20 protein-coding genes are annotated in these 23694 nt (G+C 64.4%); all 20 read left to right on the top strand.

Translation table 11 applies throughout. From position 1 onward, the window contains the following. The first annotated feature begins 104 nt into the window (after window positions 1–104). A complete protein-coding gene (locus DevBK_RS00920) occupies window positions 105–1805 on the top strand; it encodes a dihydroxy-acid dehydratase (protein ID WP_317184130.1) in 1701 nt (566 codons plus the stop codon). Next, window positions 1798–2658 carry an amidohydrolase family protein gene (locus DevBK_RS00915; RefSeq protein WP_317184129.1) on the top strand — a complete coding sequence of 287 codons (861 nt, stop codon included), beginning with the start codon at window positions 1798–1800 and terminating at the stop codon, window positions 2656–2658. The genes DevBK_RS00920 and DevBK_RS00915 overlap by 8 nt, the downstream gene beginning before the upstream one ends. A gap of 22 nt (window positions 2659–2680) precedes the next feature. Continuing rightward, on the top strand, window positions 2681–3607 hold the full coding sequence (locus DevBK_RS00910) for a dihydrodipicolinate synthase family protein (RefSeq protein WP_317184128.1): 927 nt from the start codon (window positions 2681–2683) through the stop codon (window positions 3605–3607). Beyond that, window positions 3604–4389, top strand: coding sequence for an SDR family oxidoreductase (locus tag DevBK_RS00905; RefSeq protein ID WP_317184127.1), 786 nt, complete (start codon window positions 3604–3606; stop codon window positions 4387–4389). Before DevBK_RS00910 ends, DevBK_RS00905 begins: the two co-directional genes overlap by 4 nt. 67 nt (window positions 4390–4456) lie before the next feature. After that, a complete protein-coding gene (locus tag DevBK_RS00900; RefSeq protein ID WP_062631401.1) occupies window positions 4457–6016 on the top strand; it encodes an aromatic amino acid ammonia-lyase in 1560 nt (519 codons plus the stop codon). A 79-nt stretch (window positions 6017–6095) separates the two neighbouring features. Continuing rightward, a complete protein-coding gene (locus tag DevBK_RS00895) occupies window positions 6096–7007 on the top strand; it encodes an ABC transporter substrate-binding protein (RefSeq protein ID WP_317184126.1) in 912 nt (303 codons plus the stop codon). A gap of 77 nt (window positions 7008–7084) precedes the next feature. Then, complete coding sequence (locus tag DevBK_RS00890) at window positions 7085–8275, top strand: ABC transporter permease (protein WP_317184125.1); 1191 nt, start codon at window positions 7085–7087, stop codon at window positions 8273–8275. Then, window positions 8272–9207 (top strand): ABC transporter ATP-binding protein, encoded by a 936-nt coding sequence (locus tag DevBK_RS00885; protein ID WP_317184124.1) that lies wholly within the window; start codon window positions 8272–8274, stop codon window positions 9205–9207. Before DevBK_RS00890 ends, DevBK_RS00885 begins: the two co-directional genes overlap by 4 nt. Next, window positions 9204–9956 carry an ABC transporter permease gene (locus DevBK_RS00880; protein ID WP_317184123.1) on the top strand — a complete coding sequence of 251 codons (753 nt, stop codon included), beginning with the start codon at window positions 9204–9206 and terminating at the stop codon, window positions 9954–9956. The genes DevBK_RS00885 and DevBK_RS00880 overlap by 4 nt, the downstream gene beginning before the upstream one ends. A gap of 16 nt (window positions 9957–9972) precedes the next feature. Next, window positions 9973–11064: a DUF917 domain-containing protein gene (locus DevBK_RS00875; RefSeq protein WP_317184122.1), complete on the top strand. Its 1092-nt coding sequence runs from the start codon at window positions 9973–9975 to the stop codon at window positions 11062–11064. A 9-nt stretch (window positions 11065–11073) separates the two neighbouring features. After that, window positions 11074–12738 carry a urocanate hydratase gene (locus tag DevBK_RS00870; RefSeq protein ID WP_317184121.1) on the top strand — a complete coding sequence of 555 codons (1665 nt, stop codon included), beginning with the start codon at window positions 11074–11076 and terminating at the stop codon, window positions 12736–12738. Window positions 12739–12879: 141 nt separating this feature from the next. After that, window positions 12880–13836, top strand: coding sequence for a tripartite tricarboxylate transporter substrate binding protein (locus tag DevBK_RS00865; RefSeq protein ID WP_317184120.1), 957 nt, complete (start codon window positions 12880–12882; stop codon window positions 13834–13836). Further along, window positions 13826–14350 carry a tripartite tricarboxylate transporter TctB family protein gene (locus tag DevBK_RS00860; protein WP_317184119.1) on the top strand — a complete coding sequence of 175 codons (525 nt, stop codon included), beginning with the start codon at window positions 13826–13828 and terminating at the stop codon, window positions 14348–14350. The genes DevBK_RS00865 and DevBK_RS00860 overlap by 11 nt, the downstream gene beginning before the upstream one ends. Before the next feature lie 3 nt (window positions 14351–14353). After that, window positions 14354–15841: a tripartite tricarboxylate transporter permease gene (locus DevBK_RS00855; RefSeq protein ID WP_317184118.1), complete on the top strand. Its 1488-nt coding sequence runs from the start codon at window positions 14354–14356 to the stop codon at window positions 15839–15841. A gap of 26 nt (window positions 15842–15867) precedes the next feature. Then, the gene (locus DevBK_RS00850; protein WP_317184117.1) at window positions 15868–17391 is read left to right on the top strand and encodes an MmgE/PrpD family protein; all 1524 of its coding nucleotides are present in this window, start codon (window positions 15868–15870) and stop codon (window positions 17389–17391) included. A 20-nt stretch (window positions 17392–17411) separates the two neighbouring features. Further along, window positions 17412–18095, top strand: coding sequence for a GntR family transcriptional regulator (locus DevBK_RS00845; protein ID WP_317184116.1), 684 nt, complete (start codon window positions 17412–17414; stop codon window positions 18093–18095). A gap of 72 nt (window positions 18096–18167) precedes the next feature. Next, window positions 18168–20636, top strand: coding sequence for a beta-glucosidase (locus tag DevBK_RS00840; protein WP_317184115.1), 2469 nt, complete (start codon window positions 18168–18170; stop codon window positions 20634–20636). 155 nt (window positions 20637–20791) lie between these two features. Beyond that, window positions 20792–21598 (top strand): ABC transporter ATP-binding protein, encoded by an 807-nt coding sequence (locus tag DevBK_RS00835; RefSeq protein WP_317184114.1) that lies wholly within the window; start codon window positions 20792–20794, stop codon window positions 21596–21598. Continuing rightward, entirely contained in the window at window positions 21595–22617 is a 1023-nt protein-coding gene (locus DevBK_RS00830) for an iron ABC transporter permease (RefSeq protein WP_317184113.1), read from the top strand. Before DevBK_RS00835 ends, DevBK_RS00830 begins: the two co-directional genes overlap by 4 nt. Next, complete coding sequence (locus DevBK_RS00825) at window positions 22614–23684, top strand: iron ABC transporter permease (RefSeq protein WP_317184112.1); 1071 nt, start codon at window positions 22614–22616, stop codon at window positions 23682–23684. Before DevBK_RS00830 ends, DevBK_RS00825 begins: the two co-directional genes overlap by 4 nt. Window positions 23685–23694: the final 10 nt, after the last annotated feature.

Raw genomic sequence — 23694 nt, 5'->3', positions numbered from 1 at the left:
CACAACCAAAACCGCACACAACGCTAACCGCATTATTGACAATAATGCTGACGCCTGTAGGAATGACCCGACAAGCCGCACTGAGACGCGGCAGGGAGGATATCGTGACCCGCGGGCTTCGCAGACGGTTGACCAGCTATGGCGACCAGGATTTTTCGCTGTTCCTGCGCAAGGCCTTCATCAAGGCCATGGGCTATTCCGATGACGCGCTCGATCGCCCCATTGTCGGCATCGCCAATACCTATTCCGATTATAATCCCTGCCACGGCAATGTCCCGCAGCTGATTGAAGCGGCCAAGCGCGGCGTCATGCTGGCCGGCGGCATGCCCATGGTCTTCCCGACCATGTCGATCCACGAGAGCTTTGCCGCGCCCACCTCCATGTTCCTGCGCAATCTCATGGCCATGGAAACCGAGGAACTGGTCCGCGCCCAGCCCATGGATTCGGTCATCCTGATCGGCGGCTGCGACAAGACCATCCCCGCCCAGGTCATGGCTGCGGCTTCGAGTGAAGTCCCCGCCATTGTCCTCCCCACGGGTCCCATGGATACCGGCAGCCATCGCGGCGAACGTCTCGGCGCCTGCACTGATTGCCGCCGCATATGGGCCCAGTATCGCGCCGATCAGATCGATGCCGACGAAGTCGCCGAGATCAATGGCAAGCTCGCCAGTTCCGTCGGCACCTGCACCGTCATGGGCACTGCCTCCACCATGGCGGCCCTGATGGAAGCCATGGGCCTCTCCCTCCCCAAGGCCGGCTCAGCCTTGGCCACCTCGTCCGAGCGCATGCGCCTTGCTGAAGAAACCGGCCGCGCCGCGGTCGCCATGACCGAGACCGGTCTCACCACGGCAGAAGTCCTGACCCCCGCCGCCCTCCGCAACGGCCTCGTGACGCTCCAGGCCCTCGGCGGCTCCACCAATGCCGTGGTCCATCTCGCCGCCATTTATGGGCGCCTGGGCAAAAAGCTCGACATGGCCGAATTCGACGCCATCGGCCAAAAGGTCCCAGTCCTTGTCGATCTAAAACCCACCGGCACCGGCTATATGGGCGAATTCCACGCCGCCGGTGGCGTCCCGCGCCTCCTCTCGGAATTGACCGATCTTCTCGATCTCACCGCCCCGCGCGCCTTTGGTGGCACTCTCGGCGATACCATCGGCACCCTGCCCGCGCGCTACGAAACCCAGATCATCCGCCCGCGCACCGCGCCCATCTCGCCTGCCGGCGCCATCGCTGTTCTCTCGGGCAATCTCGCCCCACGCGGCGCCGTCATCAAGCATGCCGCCGCCGATCCAAAGCTGCAGGTCCACGAAGGCCGCGCCGTCGTCTTCGATTCAGTCCGCGACATGACCGAACGCCTCGACGATCCCAGTCTCGACATCGCCGCCGACGACGTCCTCGTCCTCCGCAACGCCGGCCCCAAGGGCGCTCCCGGCATGCCCGAAGCCGGCTACATTCCCATCCCACGCCATCTCGCCCGCCAGGGCGTCAAGGACATGGTCCGTCTCTCCGACGCCCGCATGAGCGGCACCGCCTTCGGCACGGTCGTCCTCCACATCACGCCCGAATCCGCCGATGGCGGCCCCCTCGCCGCTGTGCGTACCGGCGACCGCATCCGCCTCGACGTGCCCAATCGCCGCCTCGAACTCCTGATCTCCGACACCGAGCTCGACGCCCGCATGGCCGCCCTGCCCCCGCCGCCCGCCTCGCCGCCCCGCGGCTATGCCCAGCTCTACGACCGCCACGTCACCCAGGCCGATGACGGTCTCGATTTCGATTTCCTTATGGCCGCCAAAGACCATGGCTGACGCGCTCGACGCCCCGCTCTGCCTGCCGCCGCGCCCGCTGCGCAATTCGGCCAATCTGCGTCTCCCCGAAAACACCTGCGACGCCCATTTCCACGTCTTCGCCCCCTCGGCGCCGCTCGCCACCCCGCGCAACTACACGCCGCGGATCGAACCGATCGACAATTGGCTTAGCCTCGCCGATACCTTCGGCATAGCCCGCGGCGTCCTTGTCCAACCAAGCGTCTACGGCCTAGACAATCGCGTCCTCCTGACAGCGCTGACCGGCCACGCCGATCGCCTCCGGGGCGTCGTCGTCATTCCGCCCGAAACCAGCGACGCCGAACTCCAGCGGCTTGACGCCCTCGGCGTTCGCGGCGTCCGCTTCAACCTGCGCAATAAATCCGGCATCGGCTTTGACGCCTTTGCGACCCTTGCCCCGCGCATTCGCGCCCTCGGCTGGCACGCGCAGTTCCAGATCGGCCCCGAAGCCATCTCGACAGTCGCTGAACTCACAGCGCGATACGACATCACCGGCGTCATCGATCACCTCGCCTTCATCGCGCTGGATAATCCTGGCACAGCCCTCGACGATCTCGACCGCGCTCTGGAAACCGGCCGCGTTTACGTGAAAATTTCCGCGCCCTATCGCCTCAGTGACGCCCCGAATAACCAGTTCTATCGTTCAGCCGTTTCAACGCTAACGGAATGCTACCCAAACCGCGTCCTTTGGGGCAGCGATTGGCCCCATACCGAGCTTTTCAAGACCGTCCCCGAGGACGACGATCTGATCGCGCTCAGCCTCGACACTATCCCCCCGGCACATCACGCCGCGGTCTTTGCCGACAACGCCGCCACCCTCTATTTTTCGCACTGAACCCAATAACCGGAGTCGCCTCATGCCCCTCCTGACCGAAGACGCCAAAGGCGTCTATGTCATTGCCGTCACACCCTTTTCCGACACCGGCGAAGTGGATTGGGCAAGTGTCGATCGCATGGTCGATTTCTATGAGGAAAAAGGCGCCACCGGCCTCACCATCCTCGGCCAATTGGGCGAAGCGCCCAAGCTAACTGCCGAAGAATCAAGGGAAATCGCCCGCCGCGTCATTTCCCGCGCCAAAATTCCCGTCGTCGTCGGCGTCACCGCGCCAGGCCTTGCCCCCATGCGCGAACTCGCTGATTCCGTTATGGAAATCGGCGCCGCAGGCGTCATGGTCGCCCCGCCCTGGACCCTCAAGACGGACGACCAGATCTACGCCTACTTCGCCTCGGTCGGCGACGTTCTCGGCAAAACCCCGTGGGTGCTCCAGGATTATCCCCTCACCACCAATGTCACCATCGCCCCAAAAGTCATCGATCGCATTGTTAGGGATATCCCGACCTGCGTCATGCTCAAGCATGAAGATTGGCCCGGCCTTTCGAAGATCACCACCCTTCGCGCCTCCAGCGACAAGGGTGAAACCCGAAGGATTTCAATCCTTTGCGGCAATGGCGGCCTCTTCCTCCCCGAAGAAATGGGCCGCGGCGCCGATGGTGCCATGACTGGTTTTTGCTTCCCCGAAATGATGGTCGGCGTCGTCGAAAACTACGCCAAGGGCAATCCCGACCGCGCTCATGACATCTTCGACGCCTATCTCCCGCTCGCCCGCTACGAGCAGCAGCAGGGCATCGGCCTCGCCTGCCGCAAATATGTGCTTGCCAAACGCGGCGTCATTTCGTCAGCTACTTTGCGTATACCCGCGCCGGCATTGAGCAAACTCGACATCGCCGATGTCGAACGCCTCCTCGCCCGGCAAGAAAAGCGCCTCAAGGAGATCGCCGCATGAAGCTCGGAATCGAAGGAAAGCGCGCCCTCGTCCTTGGCGCCAGCAAGGGCCTCGGCGCCGCCACCGCCCTCGCCCTCGCCAATGAAGGCGCCCATGTCATCGGCGCCGCCCGCTCGACCGACGCCATCACCGCGCTCGATGCCAAGGTCGACAAAACCCTCGGCGGCAGCATCAGCGCTGTCTCGCTCGACCTATCCGACCCCGCCTCCATTCAAGCGCTGATCACCAAGATCACAGCCGAGGGCGGCGCCGACATCCTCGTCAACAATTCCGGCGGCCCACCACCCGGCGAAGCCCAAGCCCTTGCGCCCGCTGATTTTTCCCGTCAGTTCGACACAATGATCGCCCCGCTCATCGCCATCAGCCAGGCCCTCTTGCCCGGTATGAAAGAGCGCAAATGGGGCCGCATCATCACGCTTACCTCCTCCGGCGTCGAAGCCCCCATTCCGCGTCTCGCCATCTCCAATGCCCTGCGACAGGCGCTTGTCGGCTGGAGCAAAACCCTCGCTTCCGAAGTCGCCGCTGACGGCATCACTGCCAATGTCATCGTCCAGGGCCGCATCCATACCGACCGCGTCGATGAACTCGACGCCGCCGCTGCCAAGCGCCTCGGCAAGAGCGTCGAAGAGGTAAAGGCCCAGTCGCTCTCGCAAATCCCCGCCGGCCGCTATGGCCGCCCCGAGGAACTGGCCGATGTCGTCGCCTTTCTCGCAAGCGACAAAGCATCCTATGTCACCGGCAGTCTGATCCGCGTCGATGGCGGCATGCTCAAGTCTGTTTGAGGTTCGCTTGGCGGGGCAATGCGGCTAGGCTATCTCAGAGAGAGCTACTCATAGTTCCAGAGGCCTCATGCCCGCCGGCCCCCACCGTCAAGACCGCACCCCGCTTAGCCTTTCCGGCGGCCCGCTGAGCTTTGCCGATCTGGCGCGCATCGCGCAGCACCGCGCCCCGCTCGTGCCCGATCCAGATGCGCTGGCCGCCGTCGCCCATTCGCGCCAAGCCATTGAAAACGCGATAGCCGCGGGCCAACCGGTCTATGGCGCCACAACCGGCGTCGGCGCCATGAAGGATATTGCCTGGTCGCAGGACGAGATGGACGCCTTCAATATCGGCCTCGTCCGCGCCCACCATTTCGGCACCGGCGAACCCTTCTCGCGCCACATCGTCCGCATGGCCATGGCCATTCGCACCAATATGCTGCTCACCGGCAAGGTCGGCTGCACGCCATCCCTCGTCTCGGCCTATCTCGATCTTCTCGAACGCGACGTCGTCCCCGTCGTCCGCCGCACCGGCTCCATCGGCTGCGCCGATATCGGTCTCATGGGCCAGATCGGCGCTGTGCTGACCGGCGCGGGCGAGGCGTTTTTCGACGGCGAACGCCTGCCCGCCGATCGCGCCCTCGCCGCAGCCGGCCTCGCCCCGGTCCATCTCGCCGCCCGCGATAGCCTTGCCTCGGTCTCGACCAATGCCGTCGGCTATGCCGCCGCCGCCGATGCCCTGCGCCGGGCCGCAGCTTCGGTTCGCGTACTGCTCGCGACCGCCATCACCACCGCCGGCGCTCTCGGCGCGTCGCGCGATCCCTGGAAAGCCGTCGCCTATGCCGGCACGGAGGGCGAAAGCCGCATTGGCGCCTGGCTTTATTTCAATGCCCGCGGCTGGGATTGGCCCAATGCGACCCAGATCCAGGACCCGTTGAGCCTTCGCATGATGAGCCAGGTTTTTGGTACCGGCTTCGAAGCGCTCCGCGTCGCCGGCCGCACCCTCCTTGCCGCCACCGGCCGCACCGATGACAATCCGGTCGTCGCCAATGGCCAGGTGCTCACCTCCGGCGGCTCGCTCCCCCTCGACGTCACCCTCTTCATCCAGGCCGCCCAGCTCGGCCTTGCCCATGTCGCGCGCAATTCCTTCAATCGCTGCGTCCTCCTCGGCAATGGCGGCCGCCGCGATCTGCCGGTCAATCTCGTTTTCCCCGGCCATGTCGCCACTGGCTTCGGTCCCGCCATCAAGCTTGCCGGCGAGCTCTTCGCCCGCGTCCTCTCGATGACTGCGCCCATCTCGGCCAATTCCATGGTCGTTGCCGACGGCATGGAAGACGAAGCCGCCTTCCTGCCCCTCGTCGTCGAGCGTTTCGAGCGGCAGATCCTGGCGCTGCAGCGCCTTGCCGCTCTCGAAGCCATGCTCGCCGCCCAAGCCATGGACATTTCCGGCGACCAGCCCGGCAACGTGCCCGGAATGGTCTATGCGCGGGTCCGAAACTGCTCGAAAACCTACACGGTCGATCGCCCGCTTTCCTCGGAAGTCGAAGACCTTGAAGAATCTTTGGGCTCGGAAGATTTTCTTGGCGAACTGATTTCTCACTCGACCATTGAAGAGGTGGATGAGTTTTTCGCGTTGGGGGAGGGTCTGTAGAAACCCAAGCCTCGCCTACCCCGGGCAACTCGCTAGGCTAAGGAACAACCGGAGCGTCCGGTCCCTAACGGAGATACATATGCGCCTCACCGCCAAGCTGCTGACTGCAGCATCCGCATTCGTCGTGCTGGCCGGCACCGCCCAGGCTCAGGTCGTGGTCTCGTCCAAGATCGACACCGAGGGCGGCGTTCTCGGCAACATCATCAAGCAGGTGCTTGAGAACAACGACATCCAGGTCGAAGACCGCATCCAGCTCGGCGCCACCCCGATCGTGCGCGAAGCCATCATCGCTGGCGAAATCGACATCTATCCCGAATATACCGGCAATGCCGCCTTCTTCTTCGACAAGGCTGATGATCCGCTCTGGAACAATGCCGAAAGCGCCTACACCGAAGCGGCAAAGCTCGATCTTGAAGCCAACAAGATCGTCTGGCTGACACCCTCGCCCGCCAACAACACCTGGGCCGTCGCCATCCGCAACGATATCGCCGAACCCAACAACCTGACGACCTTCACCGAATTCGGCGCCTGGGTTGCCGGCGGTGGCGAAGTCAAGCTGGCCGCATCCTCGGAATTCGTGAATTCCCCGGCCGCGCTGCCAAAGTTCCAGGAAGTCTATGGCTTCACCCTGACCCCTGATCAGCTCGTCGTTCTCTCGGGTGGCGATACCGCAGCAACCATCGCCGCTGCCGCCCAGCAGACCAATGGCGTCAACGCCGCCATGGTCTATGGCACCGATGGCGGCATCGCCCCCTCGGGCCTGAAGGTTCTTGAAGACGACAAGGGCGTGCAGCCGGTTTACCAGCCCGCCCCAATCATCCGCGATGAAGTCCTCAAGGAATATCCGCAGATCACCGAACTGCTGAAGCCCGTCTTTGAAGGCCTGACCCTCGAAGTCCTGCAGGACCTCAATGGCCGCGTTCAGGTCGGTGGCGAGCCTGCCGCTGCTGTCGCGACCGACTATCTCACCAAGAACGGCTTCCTGAGCTAGGCCCTTTGGGCGGGCCGAAAGCCCGCCCTTTTTCATGCCCGGCCCCGCGCCGGACAACCGGAGCTGGAACCCACAGCTTGAGTCTTGCAGCGTCAGCAGACATCGAAAAGAAGCCCTGGCCGCGCCTCGATAAACTCGGGGTGCTGGTCGCCATTATTGGTCTTGCCGGTCTCGCCCTGCCTTTCGCCCTCTTTCGCGCCAACCGCATTGTCCCCGGCGAAGGCATGGGCATCGTCGGCTCGCTGGACGGCGTCTGGTCCATCCTCCTGATCGCCGCGATCGTCGCCGCACTCGCGACAGCCCTTGTCCGCTTCCGCCCCATCTTCAAACTGGCCGCCGGCTTCCTCGCCCTCGCCGTCCTCGCCTTCGCCATCGGCGCTGCAGCCAACCATCTGACGCCCGCCGACAACAACTATGCCCGCGTCGCCCCCGGTGCCGGTTTCTGGCTGCTGCTCCTCGCCTTTTCGCTGATGGTCACCGACGCGCTCACCCGGCTGCGCCTCCGCCCTGTCTGGCGCGTCGCGCTCCTCGCCCTCGTCCTCGGCGCCGTCGCGCTCATTCTCTGGAGCGGCCTCTGGAGCAATCTCTCGCTCCTCAAGGAATATGCCAGCCGCGCCCCCGCCTTCTGGCAGGAAGCCCGCACCCACCTCGTCCTCGCCTTCGGCTCCGTCGCCATCGCGACCCTCGCCGGCATACCCCTCGGCATTCTCTGCTATCGCGTCAAACCGCTGCGCGCCGCCGTGCTCAACACGCTCAACATCGTCCAGACCATTCCCTCGATCGCGCTCTTCGGCCTCCTCATCGCGCCGCTCGCCTGGGTCGCCGCGAACATCCCCGGCGCCAGCAGCATCGGCATTTCCGGCATCGGCATCGCCCCGGCCCTCATCGCGCTCTTTGCCTATTCGCTCCTGCCCATCGTCTCCAACACCGTCGTTGGCCTCCTCGGCGTCAATGGCCAAGTAGTCGATGCCGCGCGCGGCATGGGCATGACCGATCGCCAGCGCCTCCTCAATATCGAGCTGCCGCTGGCCCTGCCGGTCATTCTCACCGGCATCCGCATCGTGCTCGTCCAGAATATCGGCCTCGCCACCATCGCCGCGCTTATCGGCGGCGGCGGCTTCGGCGTTTTCGTTTTCCAAGGCATCGGCCAGACCGCGATGGACCTCGTTCTCCTCGGCGCCGTGCCCACCGTCGGCCTCGCCTTCGCCGCCGCCGTCATTCTCGACGCCATCGTCGAACAGATCAGTATCAAGGGACGCGGCGCATGATCGAAATCGAGGACATCGTCAAATCCTATAATGGCACCACGGTCGTCGACCACATCAGCCTGACCATTCCGCCCCGCACCATGAGTGTCATTGTCGGCACCTCGGGCTCGGGCAAGACGACGCTGATGCGCATGATCAATCGCCTCGTCGAGCCGACTGCCGGCACCATCCGCATCGACGGCGAAGATATCCGCGACGTGCCCGCGCATGAGCTCCGCCGCCGCATCGGCTACGCCATCCAGGGCCACGGCCTCTTCCCCCATTGGACCGTCGCCCAAAACATCGCCACAGTTCCAAAACTTCTCGGCTGGGGAAAGTCGAAGATCGAAGCCCGCGTCGATGAACTGCTCGGGCTCTTCCAACTCGACCCCGCCCAGTTCCGCCACCGCATGCCCCACGAACTCTCGGGCGGCCAGCAGCAGCGCATCGGCGTCGCCCGCGCCCTCGCCGCCGGCCCCAATATCCTCCTCATGGACGAACCCTTCGGCGCCCTCGATCCGCTCATCCGCGCCAAGGCCCAGGAAGATCTCCTCGCCATCCAGCGCAAGCTTGGCACCACCATCGTGCTGGTCACCCACGACATGGAGGAAGCCATCCACTTGGGCGACCGCATCGCCGTCATGGATAAGGGCAAGCTCCTCCAATATGCCGAACCCGCCGAGATCATCGTCAATCCGGCAACGCCCTTCGTCGCCGACCTCATCGGCACTTCGGACCGACCCTTCCGCCTCCTCTCGCTGACCCGCGTTGGCGACCATGTCGAACCCGGCACCGCCACCGGCAGCCCCATCGCGGCCGACGCCAGCCTCCGCGATGCCTATAGCGACCTCCTCTGGTCGGGCCGCACTGCCGCGCCCGTCACCCGCGACGGCCAAGCCATTGGCATAATCACCCTCGCCGCCTGCGCGCGTATGGCGGCGCGTCCGCAATGAAAATCGGCCTCCTCATCAGGCTCGCGGTCTTCTTTGTGCTGGTCGCGTTGCTCGTCCAGCCCGACCTCTTCCAGGGCTTCTTCGCCCTGTTCGCCCGCCCCACCCAGCCGGCCATCTACAATCAGGGCAATCTGCTCGATATCACCATCAGCCACCTGACCATTGTCGCCATCGCCATCGCGCTTTCGACCGTGGTCGCCGTCGGCCTCGCCATTCTCGTCACCCGCCCTTTCGGCGCCGAATTCCTGCCAGTCTCGCGCACCATCGCCAATGTGGGCCAGACCTTTCCGCCCGTCGCCGTCCTCGCGCTTGCCGTCCCCATTCTCGGCTTCGGCACCGCGCCAACCCTGATCGCGCTCTTCCTCTATGGTCTCCTGCCGATCTTCGAAAACACGCTGACCGGCCTCACCACCCTCCCACCCAACGTCATCGAAGCCGCCCGGGGCGTCGGCATGACCGGCCGACAGCGCCTGATGCGCGTCGAATTCCCCCTCGCCCTTCCCGTCATTCTCGCCGGCATTCGCCTCTCGACGGTCATCGCCCTCGCGACCGCCACCATCGGCTCGACCGTTGCCGCGCGCACCCTTGGCGAAGTCATCATCGCCGGCCTCCAATCGGGCAATACGGCCTTTGTCCTCCAGGGTGGTTTGATCGTCGGCATCCTCGCCGTATTGATCTATGATGCCCTCGCCGGGCTTGAACGCTGGCTCACCGCCCGCACAGGCCAGAAGCAAGCGGCCGCAAACTGAACAAAGGGGACCAGGCTTGGGACGCATATTGACTGAAAAGGACGTCGAAGCCGCCGTGCTTGGAGGCTCGGTCTATGCGGCAGGTGGCGGCGGCTGGGCCGATCATGGCCGCCAGCTCGGCTATGCCGCGGTCAGCGTCGGCAAGCCCGAACTCGTCAGCATCGAAGAACTCGACGAAAACGCCTTGGTCGCTACGGCCGCCGCCATCGGCGCCCCCGCCTCCACCACGCCGTGGGAAATGCAGGGGGTCGACTACATCAAGGCCGTCCAACTGCTGCAGGATGCGCTCGGCGAGAAACTCTCCGGCCTGATGATCGGCCAAAACGGCAAGTCCTCTACGCTCAATGGCTGGCTCCCCTCCGCGGTCCTCGGCACGAAGGTCGTCGACGCCGTCGGCGATATCCGCGCCCACCCCACGGGTGACATGGGCTCGATCGGCATGGCCGGCTCGCCCGAACAGATGATCCAGACGGCCGTCGGCGGCAATCGCGCCGAAAACCGCTATATCGAGCTCGTCACCCGCGGCGCCACCGCGAAAATCTCGCCCATTCTTCGCACCGCTGCCGACCAGTCCGGCGGTTTCATCGCCTCCTGCCGCAATCCACTCCGCGCCAGCTATGTCCGCCGCCACGCCGCACTCGGCGGCATCTCCCTTGCCCTCAAACTCGGCGAAGCCATCATTGCCGCCCAAGCCAAGGGCGGCACCGCCATCATCGACACCATCGCCAAGACCACCAATGGCACCGTGCTCTGCGAGGGCACGATCCTCAAAAAAGCGGTGCTCTACACCAAGGACGCCTTCGACATCGGCGCCGTTACCCTGTCGAGCGGCGACGTCCTCCACGTCATGAACGAATATATGGCCGTCGATGGCCGCGATGGCGCCCGCACCGCCACCTTCCCCGATGTCATCACCACCCTCTCCGCCGAGGGCGAACCCCTCAGCGTCGGCCAGTTGCGCGAAGGCATGCAGATTTTCGTGCTGCACGTACCGAAATCCAAAATCCCGCTCAGCGCCTCGGTGCTCGATCCAACCGTCTACCCCTATGTCGAAAAGCAGATGGGCATCGAAATTGCCCGCTATGCCCTCGACGGCGCCAACGCCTAAGGTTCTTCCATGCCCAGCCCCAATTCCCGCCATCCCAATTTTCCCATTCCCGACGGTCCGGAGTTGCGGGCCAAGGGGTGGCGCCAGGAAGCCTTGCTGCGCTTGCTCGAAAACGTCCTTGCCGTCGGCGAAAACCCCGATGAGCTGATCGTCTATGCCTCGCTCGGCAAGGCCGCACGCAATTGGGCGAGCCACAAGGCCATCGTCGAAACCCTTCTCCGCATGGACGAGGACCAGACCCTCCTCATCCAATCCGGCAAACCTATCGGCCTTCTCAAAACCCACGCCAAGGCGCCCTTGGTCATCATGGCCAATTGCAATCTCGTCGGCCAATGGGCCCGCGCCGAAGTCTTCTACGAGCTAGAGAAAAAAGGCCTCATCTGCTGGGGCGGCCTCACCGCTGGCGCCTGGCAATATATTGGCAGCCAGGGCGTCATTCAGGGCACCTATGAAATCTTCATGCGCATCGCCGAAAACCGCTTCGGCGGTACCCTCGCCGGCCGCTTCGTCCTAACCGCTGGCCTCGGCGGCATGGGCGGCGCACAACCCCTCGCCGGGCGCATGGCCGGCGCCGCCATCCTCTGCGTCGATGTCGATCCCGAGCGCGCCCGCAAGCGCCAGGCCATCGGCTATCTCCAGGAGATCGCCCCCGATCTCGACACCGCCCTCGCGCTCATCGAAACCGCCACACGCGAAAAGCGCGCGCTTTCCGTCGGCCTCGTCGGCAATGCCGCCGAAATTTACCCCGAAATCCTTCGCCGCGGCATTGTCCCCGATATCGTCACCGACCAGACCGCCGCCCACGATCTCGTCTATGGCTATGTCCCCAAAGGCATGAGCCTCGAAGAGGTCCGGCGCCTCCGCTCCGACGGCCAGGGCCAGCTCATGGCCGCAAGTCGTGCCTCCATCGTCGATCACGTCGAAGCCATGCTCGGCTTCAAGGCGGCCGGTGCCGAGGTCTTCGACAATGGCAATCTCATCCGTACCCATGCCCAGGCCGGCGGCGTCGACAACGCCTTCGATATCCCGATCTTCACCGAAGCCTATCTGCGCCCGCTCTTTGCCCGCGCCATTGGCCCCTTCCGCTGGATGGCGCTCTCCGGCGACCCCGGTGACATTCACAAGATCGACCGAAAACTCCTCGAGATGTTCCCGGACAACCGGATCGTCACCAACTGGATCAGCCTCGCCAGCCAATATGTGCCCTTCGAAGGCCTCCCCGCCCGCATCGCCTGGCTCGGCCATGGCGAACGCACCGCCCTCGCCCGCGCCGTCAACACCATGGTGGCCACGGGCGAACTCAACGGGCCCGTCGCCTTCAGCCGCGACCACCTCGATGCCGGCGCCATGGCCCATCCCAATATCATGACCGAGCGCATGAAGGACGGCTCCGACGCCATCGCCGATTGGCCCCTCCTCGATGCCATGCTGCTTTGCTCGTCCATGGCCGATCTCGTCGTCGTCCATTCCGGCGGCGGCGGCTATGCCGGCTACATGACCTCGGCCGGCGTCACCGTCATCGCCGACGGTACGCCCGAAGCCGACGAACGCCTCGACCGCGCCCTCACCAACGACACCGCCCTCGGCGTCATGCGCTATGCCGATGCCGGCTACGAAGAGAGCCTCGACGAAATAGCGGCCAAGGACATCCCCTACATCCGCCTCGGCAATTGATCCCAAGCTCAATTCTGTCGGCAGAACATTCTCCCTTGACGCCAAAAACCGATCCATGATCAGTTCAAAGCGTCAAAACTGTCGACACATTGGCGCAGCGAAGAACCGCTAAAGAGCGGACCCTGCGCCTGGGAGGATCACATGTACTTTTCGAAGACGCTCGCCGTCTTGGCGATGACGGCTGCGCTCGGCACCGGCGCTGCATTGGCGCAGGTCAATGTCATGCTGCCGGCCAATCCAGGCGGCGGCTGGGATAGCCTCGGCCGCCAGGCCTTTCAGGCCATGAACGATGCCGGCATCTATACCGGCGGCGTCAATTTCACCAATACGGGCGGCGCAGGCGGCACTGTCGGCCTCGCCGAATTCCTCGGCACCTCGAGCGGCCAGCCCGATTCCCTCGCCGTTTTCGGCGCCATCACCGTCGGCGCCATCGCCCTCAACAATTCGCCGATCAACCTCGCAGAATTCCGCCCCGTTGCCCGCATGACGGCGGAATATCTAGTGATCGCGGTGGCTGCAGATTCGCCCTACAACACGCTCGCCGACCTCGTTGCCGGCATCAAGGCTGATCCTGGCGCCGCTGCACTCGGCGGTGGCTCTGCCGGTGGCGTCGACCACATTTCGCTCGCTTTGCTGGCGCAGGCCGGCGATATCCCTGTCGCCGATCTCAACTACATCCCGCAGACCTCGGGCGCCGAAACCGTGACGGCCATCGTCAATGGCACGCTCGTGGCCGGCGTCTCCGGCACGTCCGAATTCGCCCAGTTCGCCGAACAGGGTCGCATCAAGCTCCTCGCCGTGACCTCGGCCGAACGGCGCCCCAATCTCCCCGATGTGCCGACCTTCAAGGAAGCCGGCTACGACGTCGAGATCGCCAATTGGCGCGGCATCCTCGCTGCCCCCGGCGCGCCGGATGACAATTACGCCATGTGGGTCGACAATTTCACCAAGCTCTCCCAGAGCGATGCGTGGAAGGCTGTGCTCGAAGCTCAGGGCTGGGATGATTTCTTCCTGCCCGGCGAAGAATTCGGCGCCTTCATCGCCGAAGAAACCGAGCGCCAGGGCCAGATCCTGAAGGACGCCGGCCTTGTCAACTGACGAGCGCAACACGACCGGAGGCAGCCGCGCGGCTGCCTCCACCACGCCAAAACCCTATTGGATCGGCCTTGGCCTCATGGTCATGGGCGCCGTCTGGCTCTACAACGCCTTCGGACTGCCGCAAGGCGCCCGCTATGCCGCCGTCGGTCCCGGCCTTTTCGTCACCGTCGCTGGCGGCGCGCTGCTGCTCCTCGGCGCGCTTCTCATGGTGCAAATCTGGCGCGGCGAAACCTTTGAGGCGCAAGACGTCGAAGACGCCGACGGCGCCACCAAAATGGACAAGCGCGCATTCCTGACCGCTCTCGTCGCCGTCGCTTTGCCGATCGTCACCATGGGTCCGCTCGGCATGCCCTTTACCGCCACCCTCTCCTTCGTCCTCGTCGCCAATGCCTTCGGTTCGCGCCGCTGGTATCTCGACCTCGTCTATGGCGCCATTCTCGCCTCCGGCAGTTGGTTCCTGTTCCATCAGCTCGGCCTCCAGCTTGGCCGCTTCTTTCCGCCGCTCGGGGTGTGAGCCATGGGAACCTTTGAACTCCTGCTGCAAGGCTTCGGCGTCGCCCTGCAGCCGACCAATCTCATGTGGGCCCTTGTCGGCTCCGTCCTCGGCACCGCCATAGGCATTCTGCCCGGCATTGGCCCGGCTTTGACCATCGCGCTGCTGCTCCCCGTCACCACCGCCCTCGCGCCCACCTCTGCCTTCATCATGTTTGCCGGCATTCTCTATGGCGCCATGTATGGCGGCTCGACCACCTCGATCCTCCTCAACACGCCCGGCGAAGCCGGCTCGATGATGACCGCGCTCGAAGGGAACAAGATGGCCCGCGCCGGTCGCGGCGCTGCAGCCCTCGCCACCGCCGCCATCGGCTCCTTCGTTGCCGGCACCATCGCGACGCTCTGCCTGACCTTCGCCGCGCCCGCCGTCGCCGAACTCGCCTTCTATTTCAAGCCCACCGACTATTTCGCCATCACCGCCCTTGCCTTCTGCTCGGTCGCCGTCGTCATGGGCACCTCGCGCACCCGCGGCTTCATCTCGCTCTTTCTCGGCATCGCCATCGGCGTCATCGGCATCGACACCATGACCGGCCAGGCCCGCCTCACCTTCGGCAATATGCAGCTTCTCCGCGGCATTGCGCTGACCGTGGTCCTCGTCTCGCTTTTTGCCGTCGGCGAAATCCTCTATGTCGCGAGCCGCTATCGCTCGACCCCCGGCGTCATGGCCCCCATCAAGGGCCAGCTCTGGATGACGAGGCAGGATTTTGCCCGCTCCTGGAAGCCATGGCTGCGCGGCACCGCAATCGGCTTCCCCATGGGCGCCCTCCCCGGCAGCGGCTCGGAAATCCCGACCATGCTGAGTTATACGCTCGAGCGCAAACTCACCAAATATCCGGAAGAATTCGGCAAGGGCGCTATCGAAGGCGTCGCCGGCCCGGAAGCTGCCAACAACGCCGCCGCCGCCGGCATCCTCGTACCCCTCTTGACGCTCGGGCTCCCCACCTCGGCCACCGCGGCAGTGCTGCTCGCTGCCTTCCAGAACTACGGCCTTCAGCCCGGCCCCTTCCTCTTCACCTCTAACCCCGCGCTGATCTGGGGCCTCATCGCCTCGCTCTATGTCGGCAATGTCATGCTGCTCGTGCTTAATCTGCCGCTCGTCGGCATCTGGGTACAGTTGCTCCGCATCCCTCGGCCACAGCTCTATGCCGGCATTCTCGTCTTCGCCATGATCGGCGTCTGGGGCCTTGCCGGGTCATGGGTGGACCTGACCATCATGCTCGTCGTCGGTCTCGCCGGCTATGTCATGCGCGTCTATGATTTCCCCATCGCGCCGGTGCTGATCGGCCTCATCCTCGGCCCCATGGCCGAAACCCAGCTCCGCACCGCGCTTGCCGCCGGTCAGGGCAATCCGATGGTCTTGGTTTCGACGCCACTCTCGGCCATCCTCATCACCCTCGCCGTGCTGCTTCTGGCACTGCCCATTCTCCTCAAGCGCCTCCGCGCCACCGCCTGAAACCTTCCAGGGACTCTCGCTCGACCATGAAGACCTACGACGTCAAAGTTCATCCCTCCGCCGCCAATCTCAAGCGCGAGGACCAGCTCGCTTGGCACATTGCCGAGTTCGCCGCCAATTGCGGCCCGCTCGATGACGACGTCGTCGAAATGATTGCCTGCCGTATCGTCGACAATGCCAGCGTTGGTCTCGCTGCCATCAATCGCGCCCCCGTTGCTGCCGCCCGCGCCATGGCGCTCGCCCATCCGCGCAAGGGCGGCTCGACCCTCTATGGTCTCGGCAGCGGCATCCGCGTCGATGCCGAATGGGCCGCTTGGGCCAATGCCACCGCCGTCCGCGAACTCGATTTCCACGACACGTTCCTTGCCGCCGACTATTCCCACCCCGGCGACGCCATCTCCCCGCTGATCGCCGTCGCCCACCAATTGGGCATCGACGGCAAGGCCCTCGCCCGTGGCATCGCGGTCACCTACGAAGTCCATGTGGCTCTGGTGAAGGCCATCTCGCTCCACAAATACAAGAAAGACCACGTCGCCCATCTCGCTCCCGCGACCACGGCCGCCATCGGCGCCATGCTGGGCCTCCCAACCGAAGTGATCTTCCAAGCGGTCAACCAGGCCGTGCACCTGAGCTTTTCCACCCGCCAATCGCGCAAGGGCGAAATCTCGTCATGGAAGGCCTATGTTCCCGGCTTCTCGGGCAAGCTCGCCATCGAATGCGTCGATCGCGCGATGCGCGGCGAAGCTTCGCCCTCCCCGATCTATGAAGGCGAAGACTCGGTGCTTGCCTATATGCTTGGCGGCAAGAACGACGCCTATCAGGTCTCCCTCCCCGCCCCCGGCGAAAGCCCGCGCGGCATCATGGAGACCTACACCAAGGCCCACTCGGCCGAATATCAGGCCCAGGCCCTGATCGATCTTGCCATCGACCTCTCGAAGGAAATCGGCGACCTCTCAAAGGTTAGAGATATCCTCCTCGAAACGAGCCATCACACGCACAATGTCATCGGCACGGGCGCCAATGATCCGCAGAAGATGGACCCGGAAGCATCACGCGAAACGCTTGATCACTCCATCATGTATATCCTCGCGGTCGCCCTCGAAGACCGCAAATGGCACCATGTGGATTCCTACACCCGTGAGCGCGCCCGCACGCCGTCCACTGTCGCCCTCTGGCACAAGATCCGCACCGTCGAAGAACCCTCCTGGACTGTGCGCTACCTTGACCCCAACCCGGACAAACGCGCTTTCGGCGGCAAGATTATCGTCACCCTCGATGATGGCCGCGTCATCACCGGCGAGCGCGGCGTTGCCGACGCCCACCCCAATGGCAACCACCCCTGGACCTGGCCCGACTATGCCGGCAAATTCGAAACCCTCACCAAGGGCGAACTGGCTGACGCGGATCGCCAGACCTTCCTCGACGCCGCCAAGGGCTTTGCCAACCTTGCCGCCGGCACGCTGGATATCCTCATCCCGGCTTTGCCCCAGGGCAGCGTGACGCCGTCGAAGCCCACCGGCCAGGGCATCTTCGATCACGGTCTCGACTGAGAGCGGCAGAGGAGATCGTTTTGGATCAAGCGATCGACACGGTTGAGGGGGCGGATGACCGCCTCCTCACCGACCAGCTTTTCGAACAGATGAGTGAGGCCATCGTCCGGGGCACCTTTGCTGCCGGCACCAAGCTCAGCGAGCCGCGTCTCGCCGCCCAATATGGCGTCAGCCGCGGCCCCCTGCGCGAAGCCATCCGCCGGCTCGAAGAGCGCAAGCTCGTCACCCGCGCTCCCCGCCAGGGCGTCCGCGTCGTCGTGCCCACCGCTGCCAACGCGCTCGAACTCTTCACCATCCGCGAAGTCCTTGAGGGCCTCGCCGCGCGCCAGGCCGCCGAGCATGCCACGGAGGGAGAAGTCGATCGGCTGCGCACCATGCTGAAAATGCACCGCGAGATGCTCTCGACCGACGATGCCATGGTCTATTGGCAGGCAACGGCCAATTCCGATTTCCACTTCATGATTGCCCGCATCGGCCGCAATCAGCATCTCTTTGATCTGCTCTGCGGCGAATATTACACACTCTTCCGGCTCTACCGTATGCAGCACCGCATCGTGCCCGGCCGCGCCCAGCGCGCCTTGACCGAACATGAGCGTATTGTCGACGCCATCGCCGACCGCGACGCCGACCTTGCCGAACTTATCATGCGCAAGCACATCGCCTCGGCCCGCACGGGCCTCGTTTCCCAACAGATCGGCGCCTAACGCCCTTCCGCCTCTCGCCGGAAAGTGCCAAGGAAGCTCTGCGCGCAACCTTTTCATCGACGGAAGTCCCGCATGACCGACCAGACCGAAGACCGCATCAAGCAACTCCTCGCCGAGCTGACGCTCGAAGAAAAAGTCTCGCTCCTTTCAGGTGAGGATTTCTGGTCCGTGCCCTCCGTCGAGCGTCTCGGCATCGGCAAGCTGCGCGTCAGCGATGGTCCCAATGGGGCGCGCGGCGGCGGTTCGCTGATCGGTGGCGTCAAGTCGGCAAGCTTCCCGGTCGGCATCGCCATCGGCGCTACCTGGAATGTCGAGCTCGCCCACGAGATCGGCACGGCGCTGGCCGATGAAGTCAAATCCAAGGGCGCGCATATGCTGCTCGCGCCCACGGTCAATATCCACCGCTCGGTCACCAATGGCCGCAACTTCGAGTGCTATTCGGAAGACCCCTTCCTCTCCGCCGAACTCGCCGTGGGCTATATCACAGGCCTCCAGGATCAGGGCATCGGCGCGACCATCAAGCATTTCGTCGGCAATGAAAGCGAGATCGAGCGCACGACCATGTCGAGCCAGATCGACGAGCGGAGCCTGCGCGAAATCTATCTGATCCCCTTCGAATGGGCGGTGAAAAAGGCCGGCACCTGGGGCGTCATGAGCTCCTATAATCGCCTCAACGGCACCTTCACATCCGAGCACAATTGGCTGCTGACCACCGTCCTTCGCGACGAGTGGAAATATGATGGCATCGTCATGTCCGATTGGTTCGGTTCGCACTCGACCGCCGAAACCGTCAATGCCGGCCTCGATCTCGAAATGCCCGGCCCCGCGCGCGATCGTGGCCAGAAGCTGATTGACGCCGTCAATTCCGGCGCTGTCTCTTCAGCGACGCTCGACAAGCGCGTCCTTGCCATGCTCCGCCTGATGCAGCGCACCGGCTCGCTAGACGATTATCGTCCCCATAATGAAGAGGCCAATGATCGCCCCGAACACCGCGCCCTCATCCGCCGCGCTGGCGCCGAGGCCACTGTTCTCCTCAAGAACAAGGGCATCCTGCCGCTCGCCGGCAATGGCAAGATCGCCGTCATCGGCCCCAATGCCAAGCGCGCCCAGATCATGGGCGGCGGCAGCGCTCAGCTCAACGCCCATTATCGCATTTCGCCTTGGGAAGGCCTCGTCGCCCAGCTAGGCGAAACTCGCCTCAGCTATGCCCCCGGCTGCACCAATGATCGCTTCCAACCGCTGCTGCGCGGCGCGCTCAAGGTCGATTATTTCGCCAACGAAAAGCTCGAAGGCAACCCGGTCCATACAGGCACTATGGAGGACGCCCAGGCCTTCTGGATCGGTCAGGTTGCCGAGGGCAAGGTCGATCCCCTCCACTTCTCCGCCCGCGTAACCGGCAGCTACACCGCCGAAAACACCGGCACCCATCGTATCGGCATCTATTCGGCCGGCTTCACGAAGGTCTATGTCGATGGCAAGCTCGTCGCCGATGCCTGGACCAATTGGACCAAGGGCCGCACCTTCTTCGAAGAAGGCTGCGATGAAGTCGTCGGCAGCGTCGATATGGAAGCGGGCCGCACCTACGACATCACCATCGAATTCGGCACCAAGGACTTTGCCACGCTCGGCCTCGCCGCCTTCGCCTGCGGCATCGGCTTCCCGCTCGGCCAAGAGGCCATCGATGACGCAGCCGCTCTCGCCGCCGACGCCGAAATCGCTCTCCTCTTCATCGGCCGCAATGGCGAATGGGACACCGAAGGCAGCGACCTCGACGGCATCGAACTCCCAGGCCGCCAGAACGACCTCGTCGCCGCCATCGCCAAGGCCAACCCCAAAACCGTCGTCATCCTCCAGACCGGCGGCCCCGTCGAAATGCCCTGGATCGATCAGGTCGAAGCGGTCCTCCAAGCCTGGTACCCCGGCCAGGAAGCCGGGAACGCCATCGCCGATGTTCTGACCGGCGCCGCCGAACCCGGCGGCCGACTGCCCCAGACTTTCCCCGTCCGCTGGGCCGATAACCCGGCTCACAGCCAGGACCGCGAAGTCTATCCAGGGCTTGAAGGCAAGGTGCGCTACGAAGAGGGCATCTTCGTCGGCTATCGCCACTATGACCGCTTAGGCATGACCCCGCTCTATCCCTTCGGCTTTGGTTTGAGCTACACAAGCTTCGATCTCGGCGACCTGACTGTCGACGAGTCACGGTTTGAGGCCGATGGCGCTGTCAACGTTAGCGTAATGGTAACGAATACGGGTGCTCGCGCGGGCTCGACAGTGGTCCAACTCTACATCGGTGACACGCAATCCTCCTCGCCGCGACCCACGAAAGAACTCAAGGCCTTCGCCAAAATCGCCCTGGAGCCCGGCGAGTCTAAAAAAGTTATCCTCGCCCTCGACGCCCGCTCCTTCGCCTTCTTCCGGACCGAGGCCAAGCACTGGCTGGTCGAAGCCGGCGACTTCACCCTTCATGTCGGCCAATCCTCCGCCGACCTGCCGCTCACCGCAAAGCTCACGCGCAACACCACCCTGATGCTGCCCGTCTAACGCACTGCGCCGCCACAACATTAAGCCCTCCGGCCCTAAAAGGTCGGAGGGCTTTTTCATGCCCGTCGAAGCCTCATTGCGCCTATATCTGAACTTGACACTCAGGTTAAATTAACCCAAGACACGCCTGTACTTGCTTGAGCCCGGAGACCCCGATGAGCCGTCTCGAAGCGGTCGGTATCGACGCCGGCTACGCCGACGCCCCCATTCTAGATGCCGTCGATCTCCTCGTCCCCGATGGCAAGGTCACCGTCCTCGTCGGCCCCAATGGCTGCGGCAAATCCACCCTGCTCAAGACCCTGGCGCGTATTCTATCCCCGTCCCGCGGCCAGGTGCTTCTCGAAGGCAAAGACATCCACGCGCTCAACACCCGCGCCGTCGCCTCCAAACTCGGCCTTCTCCCCCAAGGCCCAGTCGCTCCCGAGGGCCTGACCGTCCGCGAACTCGTCTCCCAAGGCCGCTATCCGCACCAGTCCCTTCTCCGCCAGTGGACCCGCGCTGACGAAGAAGCCGTTGAATCCGCTATCGAAACTGCCGGCATCACCCAGTTCGCCGATCGCAGCGTCGATACGCTTTCCGGCGGCCAGCGCCAGCGCTGCTGGGTCGCCATGGTCCTTGCCCAGGAGACCCGCCTCATCCTTCTCGATGAGCCCACGACCTTCCTCGACCTCAAGGTTCAGGTCGATCTGATGGACCTTTTTGCCAGCCTCGCCCACGATCGCGGCCACACGCTTTTAATAGTTCTCCACGAGCTCAGCCTCGCTGCCGCCTATGCCGATTACCTCGTCATGATGAAAGACGGGAAGATCGTTTCCGCCGGCGAACCCAATGATATCTTCACCGCCGAGCGCCTGAAACACGTCTTCGATCTCGACGCCAGTGTGCTCCGCGATCCGGTCAGTGGCCGCCTCGTTTGCGTACCCGTCGGCGCCCGCCGCCGCGTCCTCGAGGCTGCGCAGTGACGGTTGCAGCCGCACCATCGCCGGTTCGCCACTCCGCCCGCTCGTGGTCCGGCGTGCCGGTGCTGCTCGCCATCCTAGCCGGTCTCTTCCTCTTCCACATCGCCGTCGGCGCCAAAGCCCTGCCGCTCGGCACCGTCGTCGATGCGTTTTTCGCCTTCGATTCCAAGAACTTCGACCACGTTATCGTCTTCAATCTGCGCCTCCCGCGCGCCGTTATTGCCGTGGTCGTCGGCGCAAGCCTCGCCCTTGCCGGCGCGCTGATGCAGGGCGTCACCCGCAATCCCCTGGCTGATCCCGCCCTCCTCGGCCTGACCAGTGGCGCCGCCTTTGCCGTCGTCATCGCCACCTCGGTCTATGGCCTCGCGACCATGGCCCTCCTGCCCTGGATCGCCATGGCCGGCTCCCTCGGCGCCGCGACGATCGTCTACATCATCGCCCGACTTGTCCCCGGTGGCGCCACGCCGTTGAGCATGACCCTTGCCGGCGCCTCAGTCAGCGCCTTCCTCGGCGCCGTGATCTCCGCCATCCACCTGCTCAACCAGGAAACCTTTGAAAACCTTCGTGTTTGGCTCACCGGCAGCCTCGCTGGCCGCGACGTGACCATGCTCTATTATGTCGGCCCGCCCATGCTGGTCGCGCTCCTTGCCGGCATTCTCCTCGCCCCCCGCGTCACCGTCCTCGCCATGGGTGACGACGTTGCCCAGGGACTCGGCGTCCGCACAGGGCCCCTCAAGGCCCAGCTCCTCGCCGTCGTCGTCGTGCTCACTGCCGGAGCCGTCGCCCTCGCTGGTCCCCTCGGCTTCATCGGTCTCGTCATCCCCCATGTCGTCCGCCTCTATGTCGGCTCCGACTATCGCTGGATCGTCCCCTACGCCGCCCTTGCCGGCGCGGCCTATCTCCTTGGCGTCGACATCATCGCCCGCGTGGCCATCCCGCCCCGCGAAATCTCGACCGGCATCATCACCGCCATGATCGGCGCGCCGCTCTTCGTCCATCTAGTCCGCCGGAGGACACGATGAGCCACGCCACCGCCGCGCCCCGCCACCTCGTCCTGCGCCTCTTCGACGAGCGAATCGCGCTCCGCATCCCCCTTCGCGCCCTCATCACCGCCACAGCGCTCACACTTATCCTCCTCTTGGTGATGAGCATCAGCCTCGCCACCGGCACCTACGGCATCGCGCTCGAAGAAGTCTGGAACACCCTGCGCGGCATCACCATTTCCAGCGCCATCGACAACGTCGTCTGGGAATTCCGCTTCCCCCGCACCCTCGCCGCCTCTCTCGTCGGCGCCATGATGGCGCTCTCCGGCGCCACCCTCCAGAACGCCACGCGCAACGGCCTCGCCGATCCCTCCCTTGTCGGCATCAGCCAGGGCGCCGCCCTCGCCGTCGTCGCCTTAACAGTTCTTTTCCCCGCCTCCCTGGCCCTTTTCCGCCCCTGGGCTGCCTTCTTCGGCGCCATCGTTGTAGCCCTTGCCATCCAGGGCCTGTCGCATACCCGCCAGGGCGGTGGTGCCGTCCGCTTTATCCTCATGGGCATAGGCCTCTCGGCCTTCGTCGCCTCGATCACCTCCGCGCTCCTCACCTATAGCGAGATCGACCGCGCAATGGCCGCTCTTTCCTGGCTGGCCGGATCAATCAACGCCACCAACTGGAACGATGTCGCGACCCTTGCCGGCTGGACTATTATCCTCCTTCCTATCCTCCTCGCCCTCAGCCGCACCATGAGCGCCATGCGGTTCGGCCAAGCCACCGCCACCGGCCTCGGCGCCCCCATCCGCCTTGCCAACAATGCCCAACTCGCCATCGCCGTCGCCCTCGCCGCCGTCGCTACCTGCGTCGTTGGCCCGCTCGGCTTCGTCGGCCTGATCGCCCCGCACGCCGCCAAGCGCCTCTCGCCGGCGGGCATGGGTCTGCACCTCATCCTCACCGCCCTCTGCGGCGCCATTCTTGTCTCGCTCGCCGACCTTCTCGGCCGCGCCGCCTTCGCGCCGATCCAGATCCCGGCGGGCATCATCACCGCCGCCATCGGCGTCCCCGTCTTCGTCATTCTGCTGGTCCGCACGCGGCCAGCACAAACCCACTGATCCGGAGTTA

It is taken from the genome of Devosia sp. BK (assembly GCF_032907385.1).
Taxonomy (GTDB): Bacteria; Pseudomonadota; Alphaproteobacteria; order Rhizobiales; family Devosiaceae; genus Devosia.
The sequence above is the reverse complement of the archived record's forward strand: the minus strand, read 5'-3'. Positions and strand labels throughout refer to the sequence as shown.